This window comes from Usitatibacter rugosus, from assembly GCF_013003965.1.
GTDB classification, from domain to species: domain Bacteria; phylum Pseudomonadota; class Gammaproteobacteria; order Burkholderiales; family Usitatibacteraceae; genus Usitatibacter; species Usitatibacter rugosus.
Map to the genome: position 1 here is coordinate 4,346,818 of NZ_CP053069.1, position 18,482 is coordinate 4,365,299.

At 68.0% G+C, this 18,482-nt stretch carries 13 protein-coding genes; 5 read left to right on the forward strand and 8 right to left on the reverse strand.

Annotated elements, in window-relative coordinates; all coding sequences use genetic code 11:
- Nucleotides 1-94: 94 nt before the first annotated feature.
- From DSM104443_RS20705 to DSM104443_RS20715, 3 genes are read left to right on the forward strand one after another with little or no spacing between them, the layout of a single operon-like run.
- Nucleotides 95-856 carry a hypothetical protein gene (locus tag DSM104443_RS20705; protein WP_171095737.1) on the forward strand — a complete coding sequence of 254 codons (762 nt, stop codon included), beginning with the start codon at nucleotides 95-97 and terminating at the stop codon, nucleotides 854-856.
- The gene (locus tag DSM104443_RS20710) at nucleotides 857-2,983 is read left to right on the forward strand and encodes an MFS transporter (RefSeq protein ID WP_171095739.1); all 2,127 of its coding nucleotides are present in this window, start codon (nucleotides 857-859) and stop codon (nucleotides 2,981-2,983) included.
- A complete protein-coding gene (locus tag DSM104443_RS20715) occupies nucleotides 2,980-4,008 on the forward strand; it encodes an ABC transporter substrate-binding protein (protein WP_171095741.1) in 1,029 nt (342 codons plus the stop codon). Before DSM104443_RS20710 ends, DSM104443_RS20715 begins: the two co-directional genes overlap by 4 nt.
- A gap of 7 nt (nucleotides 4,009-4,015) precedes the next feature.
- On the opposite strand, the gene DSM104443_RS20720 is transcribed toward DSM104443_RS20715, so the two are convergent.
- From DSM104443_RS20720 to msrA, 3 genes are all read right to left on the reverse strand, one after another.
- Nucleotides 4,016-4,780 carry a hypothetical protein gene (locus DSM104443_RS20720; RefSeq protein WP_171095743.1) on the reverse strand — a complete coding sequence of 255 codons (765 nt, stop codon included), beginning with the start codon at nucleotides 4,778-4,780 and terminating at the stop codon, nucleotides 4,016-4,018.
- A 35-nt stretch (nucleotides 4,781-4,815) separates the two neighbouring features.
- Nucleotides 4,816-5,709 (reverse strand): adenylate/guanylate cyclase domain-containing protein, encoded by an 894-nt coding sequence (locus DSM104443_RS20725; RefSeq protein ID WP_171095745.1) that lies wholly within the window; start codon nucleotides 5,707-5,709, stop codon nucleotides 4,816-4,818.
- Between the two features lie 64 nt (nucleotides 5,710-5,773).
- Nucleotides 5,774-6,313, reverse strand: a complete 540-nt coding sequence (gene msrA, locus DSM104443_RS20730; protein WP_171095747.1) for a peptide-methionine (S)-S-oxide reductase MsrA — start codon at nucleotides 6,311-6,313, stop codon at nucleotides 5,774-5,776.
- Nucleotides 6,314-6,411: 98 nt separating this feature from the next.
- Between msrA and DSM104443_RS20735 the strand changes: the two genes are divergently transcribed.
- Nucleotides 6,412-9,255, forward strand: coding sequence for an adenosylcobalamin-dependent ribonucleoside-diphosphate reductase (locus DSM104443_RS20735; RefSeq protein WP_246232380.1), 2,844 nt, complete (start codon nucleotides 6,412-6,414; stop codon nucleotides 9,253-9,255).
- 16 nt (nucleotides 9,256-9,271) lie between these two features.
- Here DSM104443_RS20735 and DSM104443_RS20740 read toward each other — a convergent pair whose 3' ends face one another.
- The 3 genes from DSM104443_RS20740 to DSM104443_RS20750 all read right to left on the reverse strand — a co-directional run bounded on the left by DSM104443_RS20740 (nucleotide 9,272) and on the right by DSM104443_RS20750 (nucleotide 15,634).
- Nucleotides 9,272-9,577, reverse strand: a complete 306-nt coding sequence (locus tag DSM104443_RS20740) for a hypothetical protein (protein WP_171095751.1) — start codon at nucleotides 9,575-9,577, stop codon at nucleotides 9,272-9,274.
- A 104-nt stretch (nucleotides 9,578-9,681) separates the two neighbouring features.
- On the reverse strand, nucleotides 9,682-13,683 hold the full coding sequence (locus tag DSM104443_RS20745; RefSeq protein WP_171095753.1) for a translocation/assembly module TamB domain-containing protein: 4,002 nt from the start codon (nucleotides 13,681-13,683) through the stop codon (nucleotides 9,682-9,684).
- 1 nt (nucleotide 13,684) lies between these two features.
- Entirely contained in the window at nucleotides 13,685-15,634 is a 1,950-nt protein-coding gene (locus tag DSM104443_RS20750) for an autotransporter assembly complex protein TamA (RefSeq protein WP_171095756.1), read from the reverse strand.
- A gap of 183 nt (nucleotides 15,635-15,817) precedes the next feature.
- Between DSM104443_RS20750 and DSM104443_RS20755 the strand changes: the two genes are divergently transcribed.
- Nucleotides 15,818-16,099 carry a hypothetical protein gene (locus tag DSM104443_RS20755; RefSeq protein WP_171095758.1) on the forward strand — a complete coding sequence of 94 codons (282 nt, stop codon included), beginning with the start codon at nucleotides 15,818-15,820 and terminating at the stop codon, nucleotides 16,097-16,099.
- Nucleotides 16,100-16,192: 93 nt separating this feature from the next.
- Here DSM104443_RS20755 and DSM104443_RS20760 read toward each other — a convergent pair whose 3' ends face one another.
- Complete coding sequence (locus DSM104443_RS20760; RefSeq protein ID WP_171095760.1) at nucleotides 16,193-16,873, reverse strand: response regulator; 681 nt, start codon at nucleotides 16,871-16,873, stop codon at nucleotides 16,193-16,195.
- On the reverse strand, nucleotides 16,870-18,411 hold the full coding sequence (locus DSM104443_RS20765; RefSeq protein ID WP_171095761.1) for an ATP-binding protein: 1,542 nt from the start codon (nucleotides 18,409-18,411) through the stop codon (nucleotides 16,870-16,872). The genes DSM104443_RS20760 and DSM104443_RS20765 overlap by 4 nt, the downstream gene beginning before the upstream one ends.
- Nucleotides 18,412-18,482 lie beyond the last annotated feature (71 nt).

The following is an 18,482-nucleotide window of genomic DNA, read 5'->3' on the forward strand; positions in this document are numbered from 1 at the left end:
CTACTTACGGATGTAACTTTAGGTATTTGCGAGGCGCCGTGCTAGGATTGCTGAAACAATCCTTAACTTATTGGGGGACGGGGCGTAGGGGCGCATGGGCACGATACGCATCCGATTCATCCTGGTGGCATTGGTCGTTGGCTTCTTCGCCATCGGGATGTCTGCTTTCCTCAATTTCTTCAAGTACAAGAGCACGTTCGGCACCATCGTTCGCGAGCGCGTGCTGGTGGTGGGCCGAGGCGTTGAAAACGCCGTCCAGGCCTCCCTGAACGTCGGTCTCCAGTTCACCGAGCTGGAAACCCTCACCCCGTTGATGAAGCGCGAGAAGATCGCCGACCAGCTGATCCTCGGCATGGACGTCTTCGACGACGCGGGCCAGGTGATCTACAGCACCGACGACGCGCGCCTGAAGCGCGACGTACCCATCTCCTGGATCTCCGCGGCCAAGCGGTCCAAGACCACCGAGTGGTTCTCCGAGGAGGGTGACGAGGTCATCGCCGGCATATCCCTCAAGAACAACTTCGACCTCACCGTGGGCTACCTCGCGATGCGCTATTCGCGAAGTTACCTGGACAAGGCCTCGGTGGGCGTCGGCCGCGAGATCCTTATCGCATCCCTCATCGCGTTCGTCGTGGTCGCGGTGGTGACACCCCTCATGCTGATCGTGGTGATCCGGCGCTTCGAGCGCGATCTCCACGTGCTGGAAACCGCCGTGACCCACCTCGAGGACGGCAGTCCACCGCCGCCACCCACGGGCTCGGCCTTCGACGGCGCCATCGCCTCGCTGCGCGAATCCTTGCGCGGTGTCCGTGAAGAGCTGGACGACGTCCGGCGCAAGCTCGACTCGGCGAAATAGATGCTCGACAAGAACTACCTCTGGCGCATCTACTGGCAGCTCGCCGGCGTGATCATGCTGAGCGTGGTGCTGGCGCTGGGCGTCGTGTCCTACTTCTCGCATCGCGTGTTCGAGCGCGAGCTGGTCCCGGAGACCGAGAAGAAGGCGCTCACCGTGGGCGCCTCGGTGCGCTCGCTGGCGCTCAAGGCCGCGGGCTACGGCTTCGACTTCTCGCAGCTCTACGGCGTGGAGCAGACCTTCGACGAGGTGTTCTCGGAGAACCCCGAGTTCGCCTCCATCGCCATCACCGACACCACCGGCCGCGTCCTTTATGCGCGCGGCAAGGAGCCGGAATCGGTCCGCGAATACTTCAGCCGCCCCGCCGTGCTCACCGTGCTCGAGACGCCCGACAAGGCGCGCGACGCGATCAAGATCGGCAGCCAGTACATCGTCTCCATGCCGATCGTCGCCCCGCAGAAGGCGCTGGGCGTGCTGCACATCGGCATCGACTCCGCATTCGTCGACCGCGTGCTGCTCGAAGTGCTGCTGGACGTGCTGGTCGTGCTCGTCGTCTCCCTCTTCTTCACGCTCGAGCTGCTGAACTTCATGGCGGGCGCGCGCCTCGCCTCGGGCCTGGGTGAATTCACCCGCCAGGTCGACCGCATGAAGGGCGGGGACTTCACGCCCTCCGGCCGCATCCGCGTGAACGACGAGATCGGCCGGCTGCTGCGCTGGATCGACAGCGCCATCGACCACATCAACGTCCGCTACGAAACGCTCGCCGGCGAAGTGCGCCGCCGCCTGGCCGAATCCAACGCGGAGATGCGCGAGCACCTGAAGCCCGCCGCCCAGGCGATGGAGCAGCTGCGCACCACGAAGCGCTTCGGCACCGGCGAAGTCACCGCGAAGGCCGAGGAGACGGACCTCAACCGCATCCGCGCGCCGCTCTTCGCCTTCATCCTCGCCGAGGAGCTCACGCGCTCCTACCTGCCCAGCTACGTGAACCAGCTGCTGGTGCCGATCCCGTGGATCTCCCCGCAGGTCGTGATCGGCCTGCCGATCATGCTGTTCATGCTCATCGTCGCCATCGGCCAGCCGTACCTCGGCGGATGGAGCGAGCGCGTCGGGCGCCGCAAGGCCATGCTCGTGGGCGCCATCCTCGCCACCGTCGGGTTCGGCGGCACGGCACTCGCGGTCAACCTCTACGACCTGCTGCTGTGGCGCTCGCTCTGCGCGCTGGGCTACGGCATGGTCTTCGTCGCGGCGCAGGGCTACGTGCTCGACCGCACCGACCGCATCAACCGGGCCCAGGGCTTCGCGCTCTTCATCGGCGCAATCATGGTGGCCACGGTCTGCGGCCCGTCGATCGGCGGCATCCTCGCCGACAACATCGGCTTCCGTCCGTCGTTCGCGGTGTCGGCCACGATGGCCTTCCTCTCGATCCTCGCGATCCTGCGGCTGCCGAAGGAAGAGGTCCGCGGCCCGCTGGGCATCCCGTCGCGCGCGCCGAAGCTCTCGGAGTTCCTGGCGCTGATGACCAACTCGCGCTTCATGACGCTGACGGGCCTCGCGGCGATGCCCGCCAAGATCCTGCTCACCGGCGTGTGCTTCTACCTGGTGCCGCTCTACATCGTCTCCATCGGCAACACGCAGGCCATGGCGGGCCGCCTGCTGATGGTCTACGCGATCATGATGGTGCTCGTGGTGCCGTTCGCGGCGACGCTCTCGGACGCGAGCATGAAGCGCGAGCGCTACGTGGCCCTGGGCCTCGTGATCTCGGGCCTCGGCGGCTTCCTGATGCTCTTCTCGGACAGCTTCCTCGTGCTCTTCGCCGTGGTCTTCCTGCTGGGCCTGGGACAGGCGCTCTCGATCGCCGCGCAAAGCGCGCTGGTGGGCGAGCATTGCCAGGAGGAGATCCATCATTACGGCGCCGACGCGGTCTACGGCGTCTACCGTTTCCTCGAGCGCCTCGGCAACGCGCTGGGACCGCTGCTCGCCAGCCTGCTGGTGGTGTTCTGGGGCTACATCGGCGCCTTCGTCGCGCTCTCCGGGCTCGCGTTCGTCTGCGGCATCCTGTTCGCGATCTCGATGCGCTTCGGACCGATGCACCACCCCCACGCCACGGGCGAGGAGGTCCCGCACCCATGAACCTCGCCCGCCGATTCCTGCTCGCGCTCGCCGCCGTCGCGGTGCTCGCACCGCTGGCCGCCGACGCGCAAGTGCGAGCGAAGCCGCTGCGCATCTACGCCATCACCTTCCGCGGCATGACCGACGTCGAGAAGGGCTTCCAGGACTATTTCGCCGCCCGCAAGATCCCGGTCGAGATCACCTTTCGCGACCTGAACCGCGACGCGACGCGCATGCCCGGCTTCATCGAGGAGATCCGCCGCACGCGTCCCGACGTCATCTACACCTGGGGCACGTCGGTCACGCTGGGTGTGGTCGGCGCGTACGACGCGGTCGATCCGGCCAAGCACATCACGGACATCCCGGTCGTGTTCACGCTCGTGGCCTCCCCGGTGCTCGCGAAGATCGTCACGGACCTGAAGAACCCGGGGCGGAACGTCACCGGTGTCTTCCACGTCGCGTCCACCGAAGCGCAGATGCGCGCGATGGCGTCGTACCGCCCGTTCAAGTCGATCGGCGTGCTCTACACACCCACCGAGCAGAACTCCGTGGTGATCGTCGACGAGCTGCGCGCCGTGGGCAAGAAGCTCGGCTTCACCGTGTACGCGAAGCCGCTCAACCTCGATGCGGCGAAGAAAGTCACGATCGAAGGCGCGCCGCAGATGGTGCGCGACCTGAAGGCGCAGAAGGCCGAGTGGCTCTACCTGCCGCCCGATTCCTACCTCGGCACGCAGGCGAAGCAGTTCGTGATTCCCGCGGCCATGGAGGCGGGGCTCCCGACCTTCGCGTCGACCGAGCAGCTGATGGAAACGGGCGCGCTCTCCGGCCTCGTCTCGCGCTACCACTCGATCGGGCAGTTCACGGCGTACAAGGTGGAGCAGATCCTGCTGAACCGGATTCCCGCCTCGCGCGTGCCGGTGGAAACGCTCACGCGCTTCTCGCTGCAGGTGAACCTGCAGACGGCCGAGGCGCTCAAGCTGCCCCCGCCGCTGCCGATGTTCAACTACGCGGAATTCCTCACCTCCGACGCAGCCAAGCCGCAGTAGCGCGCGGCTACTTCATCAGCGCGGCGAGCAGCTCGCCCACGATCTCCGCAGTGTCGTCGGTCCCGCTCTTGAACTTGAGCAGCGTGTTGCCGACCGTGCGCTGGATGCGAAGCCCCTCGGCATACAGGAAGAACTCGGCCTGCGGCGTGTAGGGCACGGCGGCGGACTTGTCGCCCTTGAAGACCACCCGCTTGTCGGTGATCACGAGGTAGCCGTCGCCCAGCTCCTTGGCGCCCTCCGAAGGCATGCCGTGCACCTTGGCCGAGCGGCTCACGTAAGGAGTGTTCCACTTCACCGGAACGCCGTCGCGGCCCATGGTGGTGGGGCGGTCCAGAACATCCACCTGCACGGACCAATGCGCGGTCTCGCCGCCGTCGAGCATCAGGCCGCGCAGCGACGGATGGTCCTTGGTGAGCGTGGGCAGGTTGCCCTGGCGGATCTCGGTGAGGAGCTTCAGGCGATTGAGATCGCGCTTGGTCTTGTCCACCTGGTCGTCGCGCAGCGCCAGGAATTTCTGGATCTTCGCGAGCTCCGCGGCCTCCTGGTCGGTCAGCTTGCCGCGCGCCTTGGCGCTGCCGACCGCGGCGTTGTAGACCTCCTTGCGGAGCATCGTCTTGTCGTCGCCGGCGTCCTCGATCTGGAACTCCTCGGCGAGCTTGTTCAGCTCCAGGGCCTTTCCCGGAGTGAGCTTGGCGTTCTTGAACGTCTCCTTCGCCTTCTCGCGGAATTCCTCTTTGTTCTTGTTTCCGCCGAACCAGTCCTTGATGCCCATGGGGTGTGCGCGCTTTCGGTCTCGTTAGGGTTGGGTTATTCGCAGAAGAACTCCACCACCTCGGTCGCCGTCTCGCGCGACTGTCCGAGCGTGATGTATCCGTGGCCGCGCAGCAGCGCTTCCTCGCGCCGCAGCACCATGCCCTTGTCGCCGTCGATGAGGACGTAGGTGCCGTTGGCGCTGCGGTCGGCGATGACGAATTTGTCCTGGCGCACCTCGATCGAGCAATGCGCGCGCGAGGCCATGCGGTCGGGGATCACGAGGTCGGTGGTCGCGTCGCGGCCGAGCACGAGCGACTTGCGCTCCTTGGGCAGCTCGATGGTGCGGTCCTTGTAGACGAGGCGCAGGCTGTGCTGCCCGGAGCGGGGCGCCGCGCGCTGCGTGGCGAGCGTGGTGACCTCGTCGCTCTCCTGCCAGATCATCTCGCAGATGGCGACTTCCTTGTCCTTGCCCTTCACCGGGATCGCGTAGAGGCGGCGGCAGTCCATCTTGAGGACGGGCTCCAGGTGCTCGACGGTCTCGAACGACGTGATGATCTGGCCGCGGGAGGCCATCTCGGTGAGGCGCGCGGCGAGGTTCACCGTGTCGCCGAAGACATCGCCGTCGCGCTCGACCAGCGCTCCGAAGTGATAGCCGATGCGCGCGCCCAGGCGAAGGTTGCCCACGGGCGCCATCACGGCGAGCTCCTGCTGCATCGAGAGGGCCGAGCGGCCGCCCGCGGTGGCGTCGGGGAACACCGCCATGATCTCGTCGCCGATCGTCTTGATGACGCGGCCGCCGTTGCGCTCGGTGACGGAAGCGAACATCTTCACGCACCCGTCGATGGCGGCGTGGGCGAGCTTGTCGCCCACGGCCTCGTACAGCTTGGTGCTTCCGCTCACATCGGCGAAGAGCACGCAGCCCTTCGCCTCGTCCTGGTCCGCCGGCATGACTTCCCCGTTCTTGGTTTCACGGCCTCCCTGTGACCGCAACGAGGAATTTTGCCACGAAAGCCTAGCGCTTGAGGCGGTCGAAGTACGCCTTGCGGAACTTCGCCACCTTGGGCTCGACGACGAAGGAACAGTACGGATTCGCGTTTCCCACGCGTGCGTAGTACTCCTGGTGCTCTTCCTCGGCCTTCGTGAAGGCCGAAGCCGGAACGATCTCGGTCACGATCGGGTTCGCCCAGACCTTGCCCCCCGTGAGATTGGCCACGACCTCCTCGGCGTCCTTCTTCTGCTCCGGCGAGTGGTAGAAGATCGCGGAGCGGTACTGCGTTCCGACGTCGTTGCCCTGGCGATTGAGCGTAGTGGGATCGTGGATCGTGAAGAAGACCGCCAGCAGGTCGCGGAACTCGACCTCGTCCGCGTCGTACGTGACCTGCACCACCTCCGCATGGCCCGAGCGGCCCGAACACACTTCGGCGTAGGTCGGGTTGGCCGACTTGCCGCCCATGTAGCCGGACTCGACGGATTCCACGCCCTTCAGTTGGTCGTACACGGCCTCGAGGCACCAGAAGCAGCCCCCGGCGAGCGTTGCGATTTCACGAGTCATGGCGGTCCTTTCCTGACCTGTTTGAGCGCTTCAATTGGGTTCAAACTTACCTTGTAAGTCGGTGTCGGAATACATACCTGACGAAGATGGCCCAGAGCGTGAAGACCGCTGTAACAGCAACCCCCGGGACCCTGCCCGCGCAGGAGATCTCGCGCGACGTGCTGCTCGAGAAATATGCGAAGGGCGGCGAGACGACGGCGCGCGAAGTCCGCGCTCGCGTGGCGAAGGCCCTCGCGGCCGCCGAGCCCGAGGACGAGCGTGCCGCCTGGGAGGCCCGCTTCCTCGAAGCGCAGGAACTCGGCTTCATCCCCGCGGGCCGCATCAACTCCGCCGCCGGCACCTCGCTCACCGCCACCCTCATCAACTGCTTCGTGCAGCCCGTCGGCGATTCGATCACCGAGACCGTCGACGGCAAGCCCGGCATCTACACCGCGCTGGCCGAGGCCGCGGAAACGATGCGCCGCGGCGGCGGCGTGGGCTACGACTTCTCCTCGATCCGCCCTTCCGGAGCGCTGGTGCGCGGCACGGCGTCTCGTGCGAGCGGCCCGGTTTCGTACATGCGCGTGTTCGATCGTTCGTGCGAGACCGTGGAATCGGCCGGCTCCCGCCGCGGCGCCCAGATGGGGGTGCTGCGCTGTGACCATCCGGATATCGAAGCTTTCATCCATGCGAAAGATGAAGGCGACCTGGCGAATTTCAACATCTCCGTCGCCGTCACGGATGCCTTCATGCAGGCGGTGGAGGCGGGCGGCGATGTCGAGCTGGTGCATCGCGCGGAACCATCGGAGAACCTGCGCGAGGCCGGTGCCTATGTGCGCGGCGATGGTCAGTGGGTCTACCGCAAGGTCGCGGCACGGGAGATTTGGAGCCAGGTCATGCGCTCGACCTACGACCACGCCGAGCCGGGCGTGTGGTTCGTCGACCGCGTGAACCGAGACAACAACCTGCACTATTGCGAGACGATCGAAGCCTGCAATCCGTGCCAGGAGGAACCGCTGCCTGCGTACGGGTGCTGCGACCTCGGCTCGATCGATCTCACGAAGTTCGTGGACGGCGCGTTCACTCCCGAAGCGGCGTTCGACTTCGCTTCGTTCGCCGAAGTGATCGCCGTGGCCGTGCGCATGCTCGACGACGTGCTGGACGTCACGCCGTGGCCGCTGGCACAGCAGCGCGCGGAAGCGATGGCCAAGCGCCGCGTGGGCCTCGGCTTCACGGGCCTCGGCGATGCGCTACTGATGCTGCGCCTGCGCTACGACACACCCGAGGCGCGGTCGATGGCCGCGCGCATCGCGGAGTTCCTGCGCGACCGCTCGTACGAGGCCTCCGTCGACCTTGCAAAGGAGCGCGGCACCTTCCCGATGTTCAATGCCGATCTATTCCTCTCCGGTGGCAATTTCGCCTCGCGCCTGCCCGCGGCGATCAAGGAGAAGATCCGCAAGCACGGCCTGCGCAACTCCCACCTTCTCTCGATCGCGCCGACGGGAACGATCTCGCTCGCATTCGCCGATAACGCCTCCAACGGCATCGAGCCCGCGTTCTCGTGGACGTACACGCGCAAGAAGCGCATGTCCGACGGAACGATGAAGGAGTTCCGCGTCGAGGACCACGCGCATCGCCTCTACAGGGCCATGCACGGCAGCGAAGCGCCGCTGCCCGCCTACTTCGTCACCGCGCTGCAGATCTCCGCGGCGGCGCACGAGGAGATGGTTGCCGCCGTGGCTCCGTTCGTGGACACGAGCATCTCGAAGACGGTGAACGTCCCTGAGGACTATCCATACGCCGAGTTCGAGAATCTGTACGTCGCTGCGTGGAAGTCGGGGCTGAAGGGGCTCGCCACCTATCGGCCTAACGCCGTGCTGGGCTCGGTGCTGAGCGCGACGCCCGCAGCGCCCGTGACCGAGGAAGCACCCGTGGACGGCGCCAATCGCCGTGTGGCGATCAAGTCGCTGCCCGAGCCGGTGCTCTCGAGCCTGCGCTGGCCCGGCCGCCCCGAAATGCCCGAGGGCAACCCGGCGTGGACGTACATGATCGAGTCGCCCTTCGGGCGCTTCGCGCTCTTCGTGGGCCACGTCGAGGGTGAGGACGGCCGTAACTTCCCGTTCGAGGTGTGGACCAACGGCGCCGAGCAGCCGCGCGGCCTGGGCGCCGTGGCGAAGACGCTCTCCATGGACATGCGCGCCAACGACCGCGCGTGGCTGAAGACGAAGCTGGATGTGCTCGCGCAAACCGTGGGTGACGATTCCTTCGACATGAAGATGCCGCCGCACGGCGAGATGCGTCGCGTGCCGGGCGTGGTCTCGGCGCTCGCGCAGGTGGTGCGCTGGCGCTGCGAGCGCATGAAGGCGTTCGAAGGACACGGACCCACGCCGGTGCTGGACGCGATGTTCTCCGTCGAAGAGCCGCGCACCGGCACCGAGGGCACGCTCTCCTGGACCGTCGACATCGCGAACCCCGCGTCGGGGGATGAGTTCGTGCTCGGCTTGAAGGAGACTCACCTTCCCGACGGCACGACGCGCCCGTATTCGATCTGGCTCTCGGGTCACTATCCGCGCGCACTCGACGGCCTCACGCGCATCCTGTCGCTCGACATGCGCGTGGTGGATCCTGCGTGGATCGGCATGAAGCTCCGCAAGTTGCTGGATTACTCCGAGCCACTCGGTGACTTCATGGCCTTCGTGCCCGGCGAGCGTCGCCAACAGAACTGGCCGTCGACGGTCGCGTATCTCGCACGCCTCGTGATCCACCGCTATGCGATGCTCGGCGTCCTCGACGAGCGCGGCTATCCGGTACGAGAAATGGGAATCCTCCAGGCGCCGCGCGCCGAGGATGAGCCTGCCGTGATGCGCGGCGCGATATGCCGCGAGTGCGGCAACTACACCGTGATCCGCAAGGACGGCTGCGATTTCTGTAGCGCGTGTGGATGGACGGGCGTCTGCGGGTAAGAAATAGGGTCTGACCCTATTTCTTTTCGGGTTTCACCAGCGGGACGAGGTAGTGGTAGAGCGGGATGGCGATCAGCATGCCGATCGCGCCGCCGCCGAGGGCACCCAGCAGGGCGAAGAGCTTGGAGTTGAAGGCGTCGCCCACGAACCAGAGGCCGGCGAGGCCGAGGATGAAGATGGGGAGGGCGGCCAAGTGGGACCGCGTCCAGGGCACGCTCACCTTGCGGCGGCAATCGGAACAGTCGACGGTGCGACTGGGCACCAGCGACTGCTTCTGCCAGAACGAGAAACCCCTGCGCTCGCACCACGGGCACGCGTACATGCCGACACTCCCTCTGGCCGCCTCCCTGGCGGCACTTGGGGACTATTCTAAGTCGGCGGGGAAGCCGTTTCCCAGGTGACAAAACGACGTTTGAAACACGGCGTTCAACGGGTCTCGCGGCCGAAGGTGAACCGGTAGACCGCGTCCAGCCCCGGCTTGTCGCCCGCGGTGAGCAGGAGCTGCAGCCGCCTCGAGACCGTATACGCGAACTTCACCGAGGCCTGCGCATCGGCCAGGCCCTGCTGGTACGAAACATAGAGGTCCTTGGTGAGGCGCTTGCCCACGGTGAGCATCTCGGAGCCCGACGTCGAGCCGGTCTTCCCCGCGATCGAGCTCTGCGGCATGGCGCCCAGGGCGCCCGTCGTGTTGCGCCCGATGCTCACCTCGTCGAAGCCGAGCTGGCGCACGAGCTTGCGGTTGCCGCTGTTGGCGCCCAGCAGCGCGTTGGCCGCGGCGAAGAGCGTCGCCGCGTCGCCCTCGCCCGCGTCGGCCGGGCCGCGGCCGAGCACCAGCCAGGAGAGCTTCTCGGAATCGGGCACCTCGGGTCGCGAATAGAGGCGCACCTGGGGCCGGCCCACGGTGCCCAGCACCTCGACGCCCGCGACCACGGGCAACCCATCGCGCACGGCGAGCACGTTCAGCTGCGGATTGTCGAGCGGCCCCTGGAAGGTGAGCACGCCGCGCTCGATCGTGAGCTTCTGGCCGTACGCGTCGTAGTTGCCGCGCACCGTGCGGATCTGCCCGCTCGCCACGAGAGTCCGCCCCGGATCGCCGCGCACGCGAAGCTCCCCGGCAAGGCGCGTCGAGAGGCCGCGGCCTTCGAAGTACACGCGGTCGCCAAGCTGGAAGCGGACGTCGAGGTTCACGCGCGCCTTCGTGTCCTCGATGCCTTCGCCGCGGTCGACCAGCACGTCGTCGGAGATGCGCGGCGACGCGGTCGCTCCGAGGCCGATGTAGCCCGCGTCGGCCTTGAAGTTGCCGGAGAGCGAGAGGCCGGCATCGCCCACCTCGAGCTTCGCCTCGCCCGTGCCCGCGAGGAACCGCGCCGGGAGCTGCGACACGGGATAGGTCTCCGCCTTCACCGTGATCACGCCCTTGCGCGCCGCGAAGTCCAGGCGGCCCTCGGCGGAGATCGTCCCCTTCTCGGGCACCTTCGCGCGCTCGAGCGTCTGCTCGGCGTTCTTGGGAATGCGCCACGCGCTCTCGAGGTGGAAGCGCTGGATCGCCACTTCGCGCTCGTCGAGGGCGACGGCGATCGTGCCGGTGTCGATCTCGAAGCCGAGCGTGGAATCGTGGAGCTGCAGCGCGTCGGCCGTGACCGTGCCGCGGTACGTGGGCGAGGCGAGGGTGCCGCCCAGGGCGATGCGCGCGGCGAGCTTTCCGTCGAGACGCGCATCGGGACCCAGCAGGTCCGCGGCCCACGCGAGCGTCGGGACATCGGCCTCCACGTCGCCGGTGAGCGGCGCGTTCTTCGGCAGCGCCCAGGTGGAGCCCTCCTTGCGGATGGTCGTGGTCGCATGCGCCTTCAGCCGGCCGGACTGCTTGCCGACCAGGGCGAGCGTCGCGTCCACGCGCCCGCGCTGCGCCTCGACCGAGAGCTCGAGCTGCTCGACGCCGAACGCGATCGACGGATCGCCCACGCGCATGTCGCCTTCGATGCGGCGCAAGCGAATGTGACCGTCGAGCGTCTCCGCGGCCGTGATGTCCCATTCCGCGGCGAGGACGAGCCCGGTGCGGAACCGCGCGGGCATGTTGAGCGCGCGTCCCAGCGGCCGCAGCAGCAGGCCCTTGCTGTTGCCCTTCGCCTCGATGCGCGTGGGCGTCCAGATCGTGCGCTCGAGGTTGGCGTGGCCGAAGGGGCCGCGCAGCGTCGCCTGCGCGAGCTCGACGCGCTCGCGCGAGACCGTGAGGTCCGCGGGCGCGGTCAGGCGCATCGGTGCCTCGCCGCGCAGGTCGAGCTTCTCGATGCGCCCCTTCCACGTCGGCGTCGTGGCCTTGTCGACGAGGCCGCCGGCCAGCACGATGCTCGCCTGCCGAGGCTGCACCGTAGTGTCGGTGACCTCCGTGCCCGCGGCCGGCATCGTGGGCAGCCCGGCCAACTCGGACTCCGGCGGGAAGAGCCCGTCCAGCGTGATGCGATGGGCTCCGCGCGTGCCGGCGATCGTGATCGACGCGCGCTCGGCCATCGTGCGCACGATGTCTTTCGTCGATCCCGTGAGCGACACGACATCGACTCGCCCCTCGGCGCGCGCATCGGCCTGGCTGCCGACCTCGAGCTTCACGTCGAGCTTCGAAGCTCCATAGCCGCCGGGAATGCGCAGCTTCTCGCCGCTCGCGGTGAGCGTGCCCGCGGGCGCCGCGAACGTGCCGGTGAGCTTCGCCTGGGCGTTGAGAGAGCCCGCGGCATCCTGCTTGAACGCCTTCGCGATGGGTGCCAGATTCGGCGCGACGAGATTCACGTCGAGCACGTCTCCCGCCGTTCCATACGTGCCCTTCGCCTGCAGGCGCGCATCGGCGAGCGTGACATCCACGTCCGCTCGCGAGATGCGCTTCATCGTTCCTTCGAGCGTGGCGCGTCCCGCGAGCGCAAGGCCGGCGATGCGGCTCGGCGTGAGATCGACCACCGCCTCGCCCGCCGGGCCGCCTTCGAGCGTGCCCTTCGCGCGGAGCTTCCCGTTCAGGTCGCCCACCGGTGCGTCGGCGAACTTCGACGGATCCACGTGCTCGAGCGTCGCAACGAAGTCCAGGGCGCGCTTGCCCTTCAGCTCCATCGTGCCCTGCACCACGGCGCTCGAGCCTTCCGCGGCGACGCGCGCCGTCTCGACCGTGAGGCGGTCGTTCTCGATCGCCGCCTTGCCGACGATGGCGAAGCGCGGATCGGTGAGGTTCACGTCGAAGCGCTGCGCCTTGGCGCTTGCTTCCGCAGTGAGATCGCCCGCGAGTTTCGTGGGACGCAGCGCCGTGTGCCAGGCCGACAGGTCGAGACCCGCCACCACCAGCTTCGCCCTCGCCTCCTGACCCTCTACGATCACGTCGCCCGTGGCCGAGCCCGAGGCTCCGAACACGATCGCGGCCTGCTTCAGCTCGTAGCGAGGCGCGAGGATGCGGATCGTGCCGCGCGCCTCCGAAACCGGGACGCGCTGCTTGTCGATCGGGCCGGGCGTCGCGTTCGTTGCGCGCACCGGGCCGGTGAAAGCTCCGTCGGAGCCCGCGCGCAGATCGAGGTCGAGGGCGAGATCCGTGTGCGGTGCCGCGGGTGCGAAGGCGTTGATGTCGATGCCGGCCAGCTTGCCGACGACGCGCTTCACCGGTGCGTCCTCGAGCGGCTCGATCGACGCCGTCGCGTTCCCGGTGATGCCGCCTTCCGCGCCCTTCAGCACTGCGTCGAACTTCGCGAGCGTGCCCTTCGCCACCGCGGAGACGCGATAACGCCGTCCCTCGCGCTCGCCGCTCAGGTTCACGTTGATGTCCACGGGGAACGGCTTCACCGCACCGATCGAGCCGCTGGCCTCCAGCACGCCCATGGGCGTCCGCGCGGTGATGTTGTCGAACTTCCACGCCGTGCGCCCCGCGACGGAGCGCAGCGCGAACTCCGAGATCTCGAAACGCTGCGTGATCTTGCCGCCCGCGTCGATCGATCCGATCGAGATGCGCTTGATCGAAGCCTTGTCCACGCGGATGTCGAGCGGCGGCTCGAGCGAGGCCGGAAGCTCGGCGCGCGCCTTGGTGGCGGGCGGCGCGCTCGCGAACTCGATCGCGTCGGCGGCCAGGTTGTCCACGCGAAGCTCGCCAGAGAGCAGGCCCATCGGCGACCACGTGAACGACGGCTTGGTGACCGCCACCATCGTGCGCGGCTGGCGGTACTCGATGCGCTCGGCGGAGAGCGACGTGGCGAGGCTTCCCTGCAGGCCCTCGGCCTTGAGCCCCGCGCCGGACAGGAGGAACGCCGCGCCCGACGTGGTGCCGAGGAACCAGCCCACGGCCATCACCACGAGCAGCAGGAGCACCAGCGCACCGAGGCCGGAATGGAAGACCCACGGCCGGCGATGGCGGAACGCCTTGCGGGGAACCGGCGCGTTCATCTCGGGAGGTACGGACGCATTCATCTCAGAAGGCCACCGATACCGAGAAGGACACGCGCGCCTTGCGCTCGTTCTCGGCATACGCGACGTCGAGCGCGAGCGGGCCGGCGGGCGTGCGCACGCGAACACCGACGCCGTAGCTGGGATTGCCGTTCAGGGCCGTGCGGTCGTCGGCCGCATCGCCGATGTCGTAGAAGAGCGCGCCGCCGAACACCTTGCCGAACCAGTGGACGTACTCGGCGCTCGCCGTGAGGAGGAAGCGGCCGCCGACGACGGCATCGCCATCGCGCGCACCGAGGCTCTCGTACGCGTAGCCGCGGTTGGAGCGCGAGCCGCCGGCCTTGAAGAGGAAGTCCTCGGGAATCCCTTCGCGCGACACGGCGAAGGTGCGGCCGATCTCGCCGCGCAGCAGGAGCTGGTCGCTCTCGCCCAGCGGGATCCAATGCTGGTAGGTGCCGTAGGCCTGGATGAAGTCCTGCGTCGAGAGCAACGCGTTGCTGCCCGCGGCGAGGCGCACCTTCAGCACGCCGCCCTTCCTCGGATCGATGAGGTCGTCCACCCAGCGCCACGTGGCCTCCACGACCGGGGCGAGTGCGCGCGCGATCGAGTCCTCGGCGTTGTCCGGCATCTTGCGTTCGAACTGGTACGACAGGCCCACGCGATAGTCGTCGATGGGGCGGATCATCTTGAAGGCGCGGTACGCGGCGAACGCGACACGCTGCGTCTCCAGGCCGTTGTTCTCCTTGTGCTCCACCAGGAAGCCGAAGCTGTCGCGCGTGGTGAGCCGATCGCCGAGCGGGCCGCCCAGGCTCAACGCCGGAAGGTAGAAATCCGCGAAGCCCACCTGGCGGATCTTGTCGACGGAAAGGGCGCTCTGCATGTCGAGCGCTGTGCCGAAGACATCGCGGTGGCGGAACGACACCTCGCCGCGCGCCCCGGTGTCGGTGCCGTAGCCGACCGACAGGCCCACGTCGATGGGCGCGCGCTCGATGAGCGTGATGTTGACCGGGATGTTTTCCGGCGACGGGGCTTCGCGGTCGATGTCGATCGCGACGCTCGCGAACCAGGGCGCGTTCTGCAGCGCACGCTGCAAGTCGAGCATCTTCGCGAGCTCGTAGGGCTGGCCCATCTCCATGCGGTTGTAGCGCTGGATCAAGTCCATGGGATAGCGCTTGAGGCCCGTGACCACGAGCGGCCCGAACGTGTAGCGCGGGCCGCTCTCGAGGATCACCTTCAGCAGCACCTTCGCATCGGCGGCCTCGACGATGGCCACGCTGTCGGCGATGGTCGCGTTGGCGTAGTAGCGCTCGGAGATCTTCTCCAGCATGCGGCTCTTGGCGTCGTCCCAGTCGGCCTGGCGGAAGGGGCGGCCCGCGGGCAGGGTCCACGCCTTCTCCACCGCTTCGCGCTGCGCCTCGCGGCCGTCGCCCGCCTGCGCGATGTCGCCTTCGAATTCGACGATCACGCGGTCGACCATCGTCCGCGGGCCGGGCGTCACGCTCACCACGAGCTTCCGGTCGCTGCCCTCGCCCTCGATGCGCGTGGCGACCTGCGTGGAGAAGTAGCCCTCGGAGGCGGCGATCTCGGGAACCTTGCGGTTCACCTCGCGCAGGAAGATGCGCAGCGATCCGCTCTTCACCTCGCCCTCGGCGATCTCCGGGGGCGTCACGAACTTCTCGAAGAGCTCCTTCAGCTCGGTGGGCGCCTCCCAGGTGATGTTGCGGGCCGCGGCGCGCAGGGTCTCCAGGCGCGCCCGGCGCGTGGCCCGCGCCGATTCGCGCTGCTTCTGGTCGGCTTCCTCTTCCTTGTCGTCGTCGTCCGCTTCGTGGTCCACGGCGTCGGCGGCCGCCTTGGCGGTCGCCGGGGGCGCAGGAACGGACGCGGGCGCCTGCGCGTAGACAGCCGCGGCGCCCAGGGCGAGGAGGAGCGCGAGGGCCCGGAACCCCCGGCGAAGAAGTACGGCGTGCGAGCTCAAGGGGTCCTATCTTACGGCCCGGGACGGGCCGGTCTCACGAGAGCCCTAGTTTCCCCGGGCGATTCCCCCCGGTCTGTGGGTCGTTTCCGACACGCGGGCGCCGATTCTCCTCATTCGCTCCATATTGGCTGCACGCTTCCCGGCCAATCTGGCGGCGTACCTACCCGACTTCCAGGAGAGAAAATGTTCTTCCGACGCCTGCTCGCCCTGCTGTTCGCCGGGGCCATCACCACCACGGTCCTCGCCCAGCGCCCCGACGGCCCACCCCCGCGGCCCGACCTTTCGTCACTCAATCTCGACGCGACGCGCAGCGCGAAGGTCGAGGCCATCCTCACCGCCTCGCGCGAGAAGATGCGCGCCGTCCGCGAGGACACCGACAAGCAGTTGGCCACCGTGCTCAATGCCGACGAGCTCGCGAAGCTGAAGCAGCTGATGCCGCGCCCGCCCGGCCCTCCGCGCCACTGATCCCGCAACAGACCCCGATTGGATGATTCCCCCTGAATCGCGGGTCCCTCCTGGGGCCGGTTTCTCCCGAGCCGGCTCCTTTTTTCCTTCCTGCTAGATGTCGAGCTTGTAGCCAACGCCGTAGACGGAGTGGACGAGGTCCTCCTCCGGACGCACGCGCGAGAGCTTGCGGCGCAGGTTCTTCACGTGGCTGTCCACCGTGCGGTCGGCAACGACGCGATGATCGGCATAGAGGCCGTCCAGCAGCGTGTCCCGCGGGAAGATGCGGCCCGGGTTCGAGGCGAGCATCTTGAGCAGGCGGAATTCCACAGGCGTGAGATCGAGCGACTCGCCGTCCAGGCGCGCCTCGTAGCGGGATTCGTCGAGCGTGAGGCCCGGCGTGGCCGTCGGTTCGGCACGCGCCGCACGACGCAGCACCATCTTCACGCGGGCGATCAGCTCGCGTGGGCTGAACGGCTTGCACACATAGTCGTCGGCGCCGAGCTCGAGGCCGATCAGGCGGTCGACCTCTTCCACCAGCGCCGTGACCATCACGATCGGGATGTCGGCACGCGCGCGAATGTCCTTGAAGACTTCGAGGCCGCTTCGGCCGGGAAGCATGAGATCGAGCAGCACGATGTCGGGCTTGCGCTCGACGATGGCGGCCAGGACGTCGCGACCGTCCGCCACGTGATGGGCCTCGAATCCCGACGCGTGCAGGTAATCCACCACAAGGCTCGCGAGCTTCGGCTCGTCCTCCACCACCAGCACGAAGGGCGCGGCGGGACGCGTCATGCGGCTTCCCCGCGCGGCAGCCGCGCCTCGATGCGCAGGCCGCCCAGCTCGCTCGCACGGGCCGAAACCGTTCCGCCATGCGCCTCGACGATGCCCTTCACGATGGCGAGGCCGAGGCCGGAGCCGCCATGCGTCCGGTTGCGCGAAGTCTCGACGCGGAAGAGACGCTCGAAGAGACGCGGCAGTGCTTCGGGCGGCACGCCGGGTTCGGAGTCGCTCCACTCGAGGACGGCCTCGCGGCCCTCGATGCGAAGGCCGATGCGAAGCTGCCCGCGTTCGTCCGTATAGCGCAGCGTGTTCTCGAGCAGGTTCGCCACGAGCTGGCCCAGGCGTTGCGCGTCGCCGCGGACGGCGAGCATTCCATCGGGTGTGCGCACGTCTACCGCGACGTCGAGGCCGCGGGCTTCGATGCGCGCGGCGGCGTGCTCGAGCGTATCGAGGACGATCCGGCCGAGATCCACCGCTTCGAAACGATAGGCGAGGCCGCCCACGTCGGCGAGCGAGAGGTCGTGGATGTCGTCGACCAGGCGCGCCAGGCGCGCGACCTCGGCCTTGAGCGAGGCCATGTTCTCGGGCGAGGCCTTGCGCACGCCGTCCTCGATCGCCTCCAGCTCTCCGCGCAGCACCGCGATCGGCGTGCGCAGCTCGTGCGACACGTCCGCCATGAAGTTGCGCCGCGCGGCCTCGTGCTTCTCGAGCGCGTTGCCGAGGCGATTGAAGTCCTCGACGAGCTGTCCGAGCTCGTCGCTCGACGTGGCTTCGACCCGTGTGGCGTAGTCACCGTCGGCGAGCTTCCGCGTCGCCGCGGCGATGCGCTTCACGGGAAAGAGCAGCCCGCGCGCGAGGAAAGCCGCGACGATCGCGGAGAGCGCCACGGCCACGAGCGCCACGATCCATCCCGCGCGCCACTGCTGGTCGCGAAAGCGGCGGTCGGCGAAGTCGAACGCGGTCTCGCGCATCGGTGCCGCGATCCAGCCGACGCGATGTCCCCCGGAAACAACGGGGCGGCGCATCAATTCCTCGCCGGGATTGCTGCGACCGGCCACGACACGGCCGGCTTCGTCGAGCACGACGGCGGGCGGCGGACCGAACTCGCGTCCCGGAGGCGGGCCCATGCCGAAGCCCTCGCGCGGCGAAGGCTGCACTTTGCCGGGCTCACCCGGAGGCGGCCCCCTTCCGAACTCACCCGGACCTTTGGTGAAGTCGCCGGGTGCCGGTCCCCTGCCGAACTCCCCGCCCCGCATCGGCTCGCGCGGCGAAGTGCGAAAGCCGCGCGGCTCGGGACGCACCGAACGATTGAGGTCCAGCCACAAAGACTCATTGCCGCGAAGGAAGTCCCAGCTCCCCGCTTCGGTGTACGCCGTGGAGAGGACCGCCGCGAGCCGGTTCAGGCGCGACTCCTCGCGCTCCTTCACGTACGCCTCGAAGCCGGTGTCGAAGGCCGCGCGCACGCCCCAGCCCACCACCACCGCGGTCACGATGTTGGTGACGAGGAAGGCGGCGAAAAGCTTCGCCGTGATGCCGGGAGAAAATCGCATGCCTCATTTTCCGGCAAGGCCTCCGGCGCGGGCAATGGAACGCAGGCGGGAAACCGCGAAATCCAGAATGT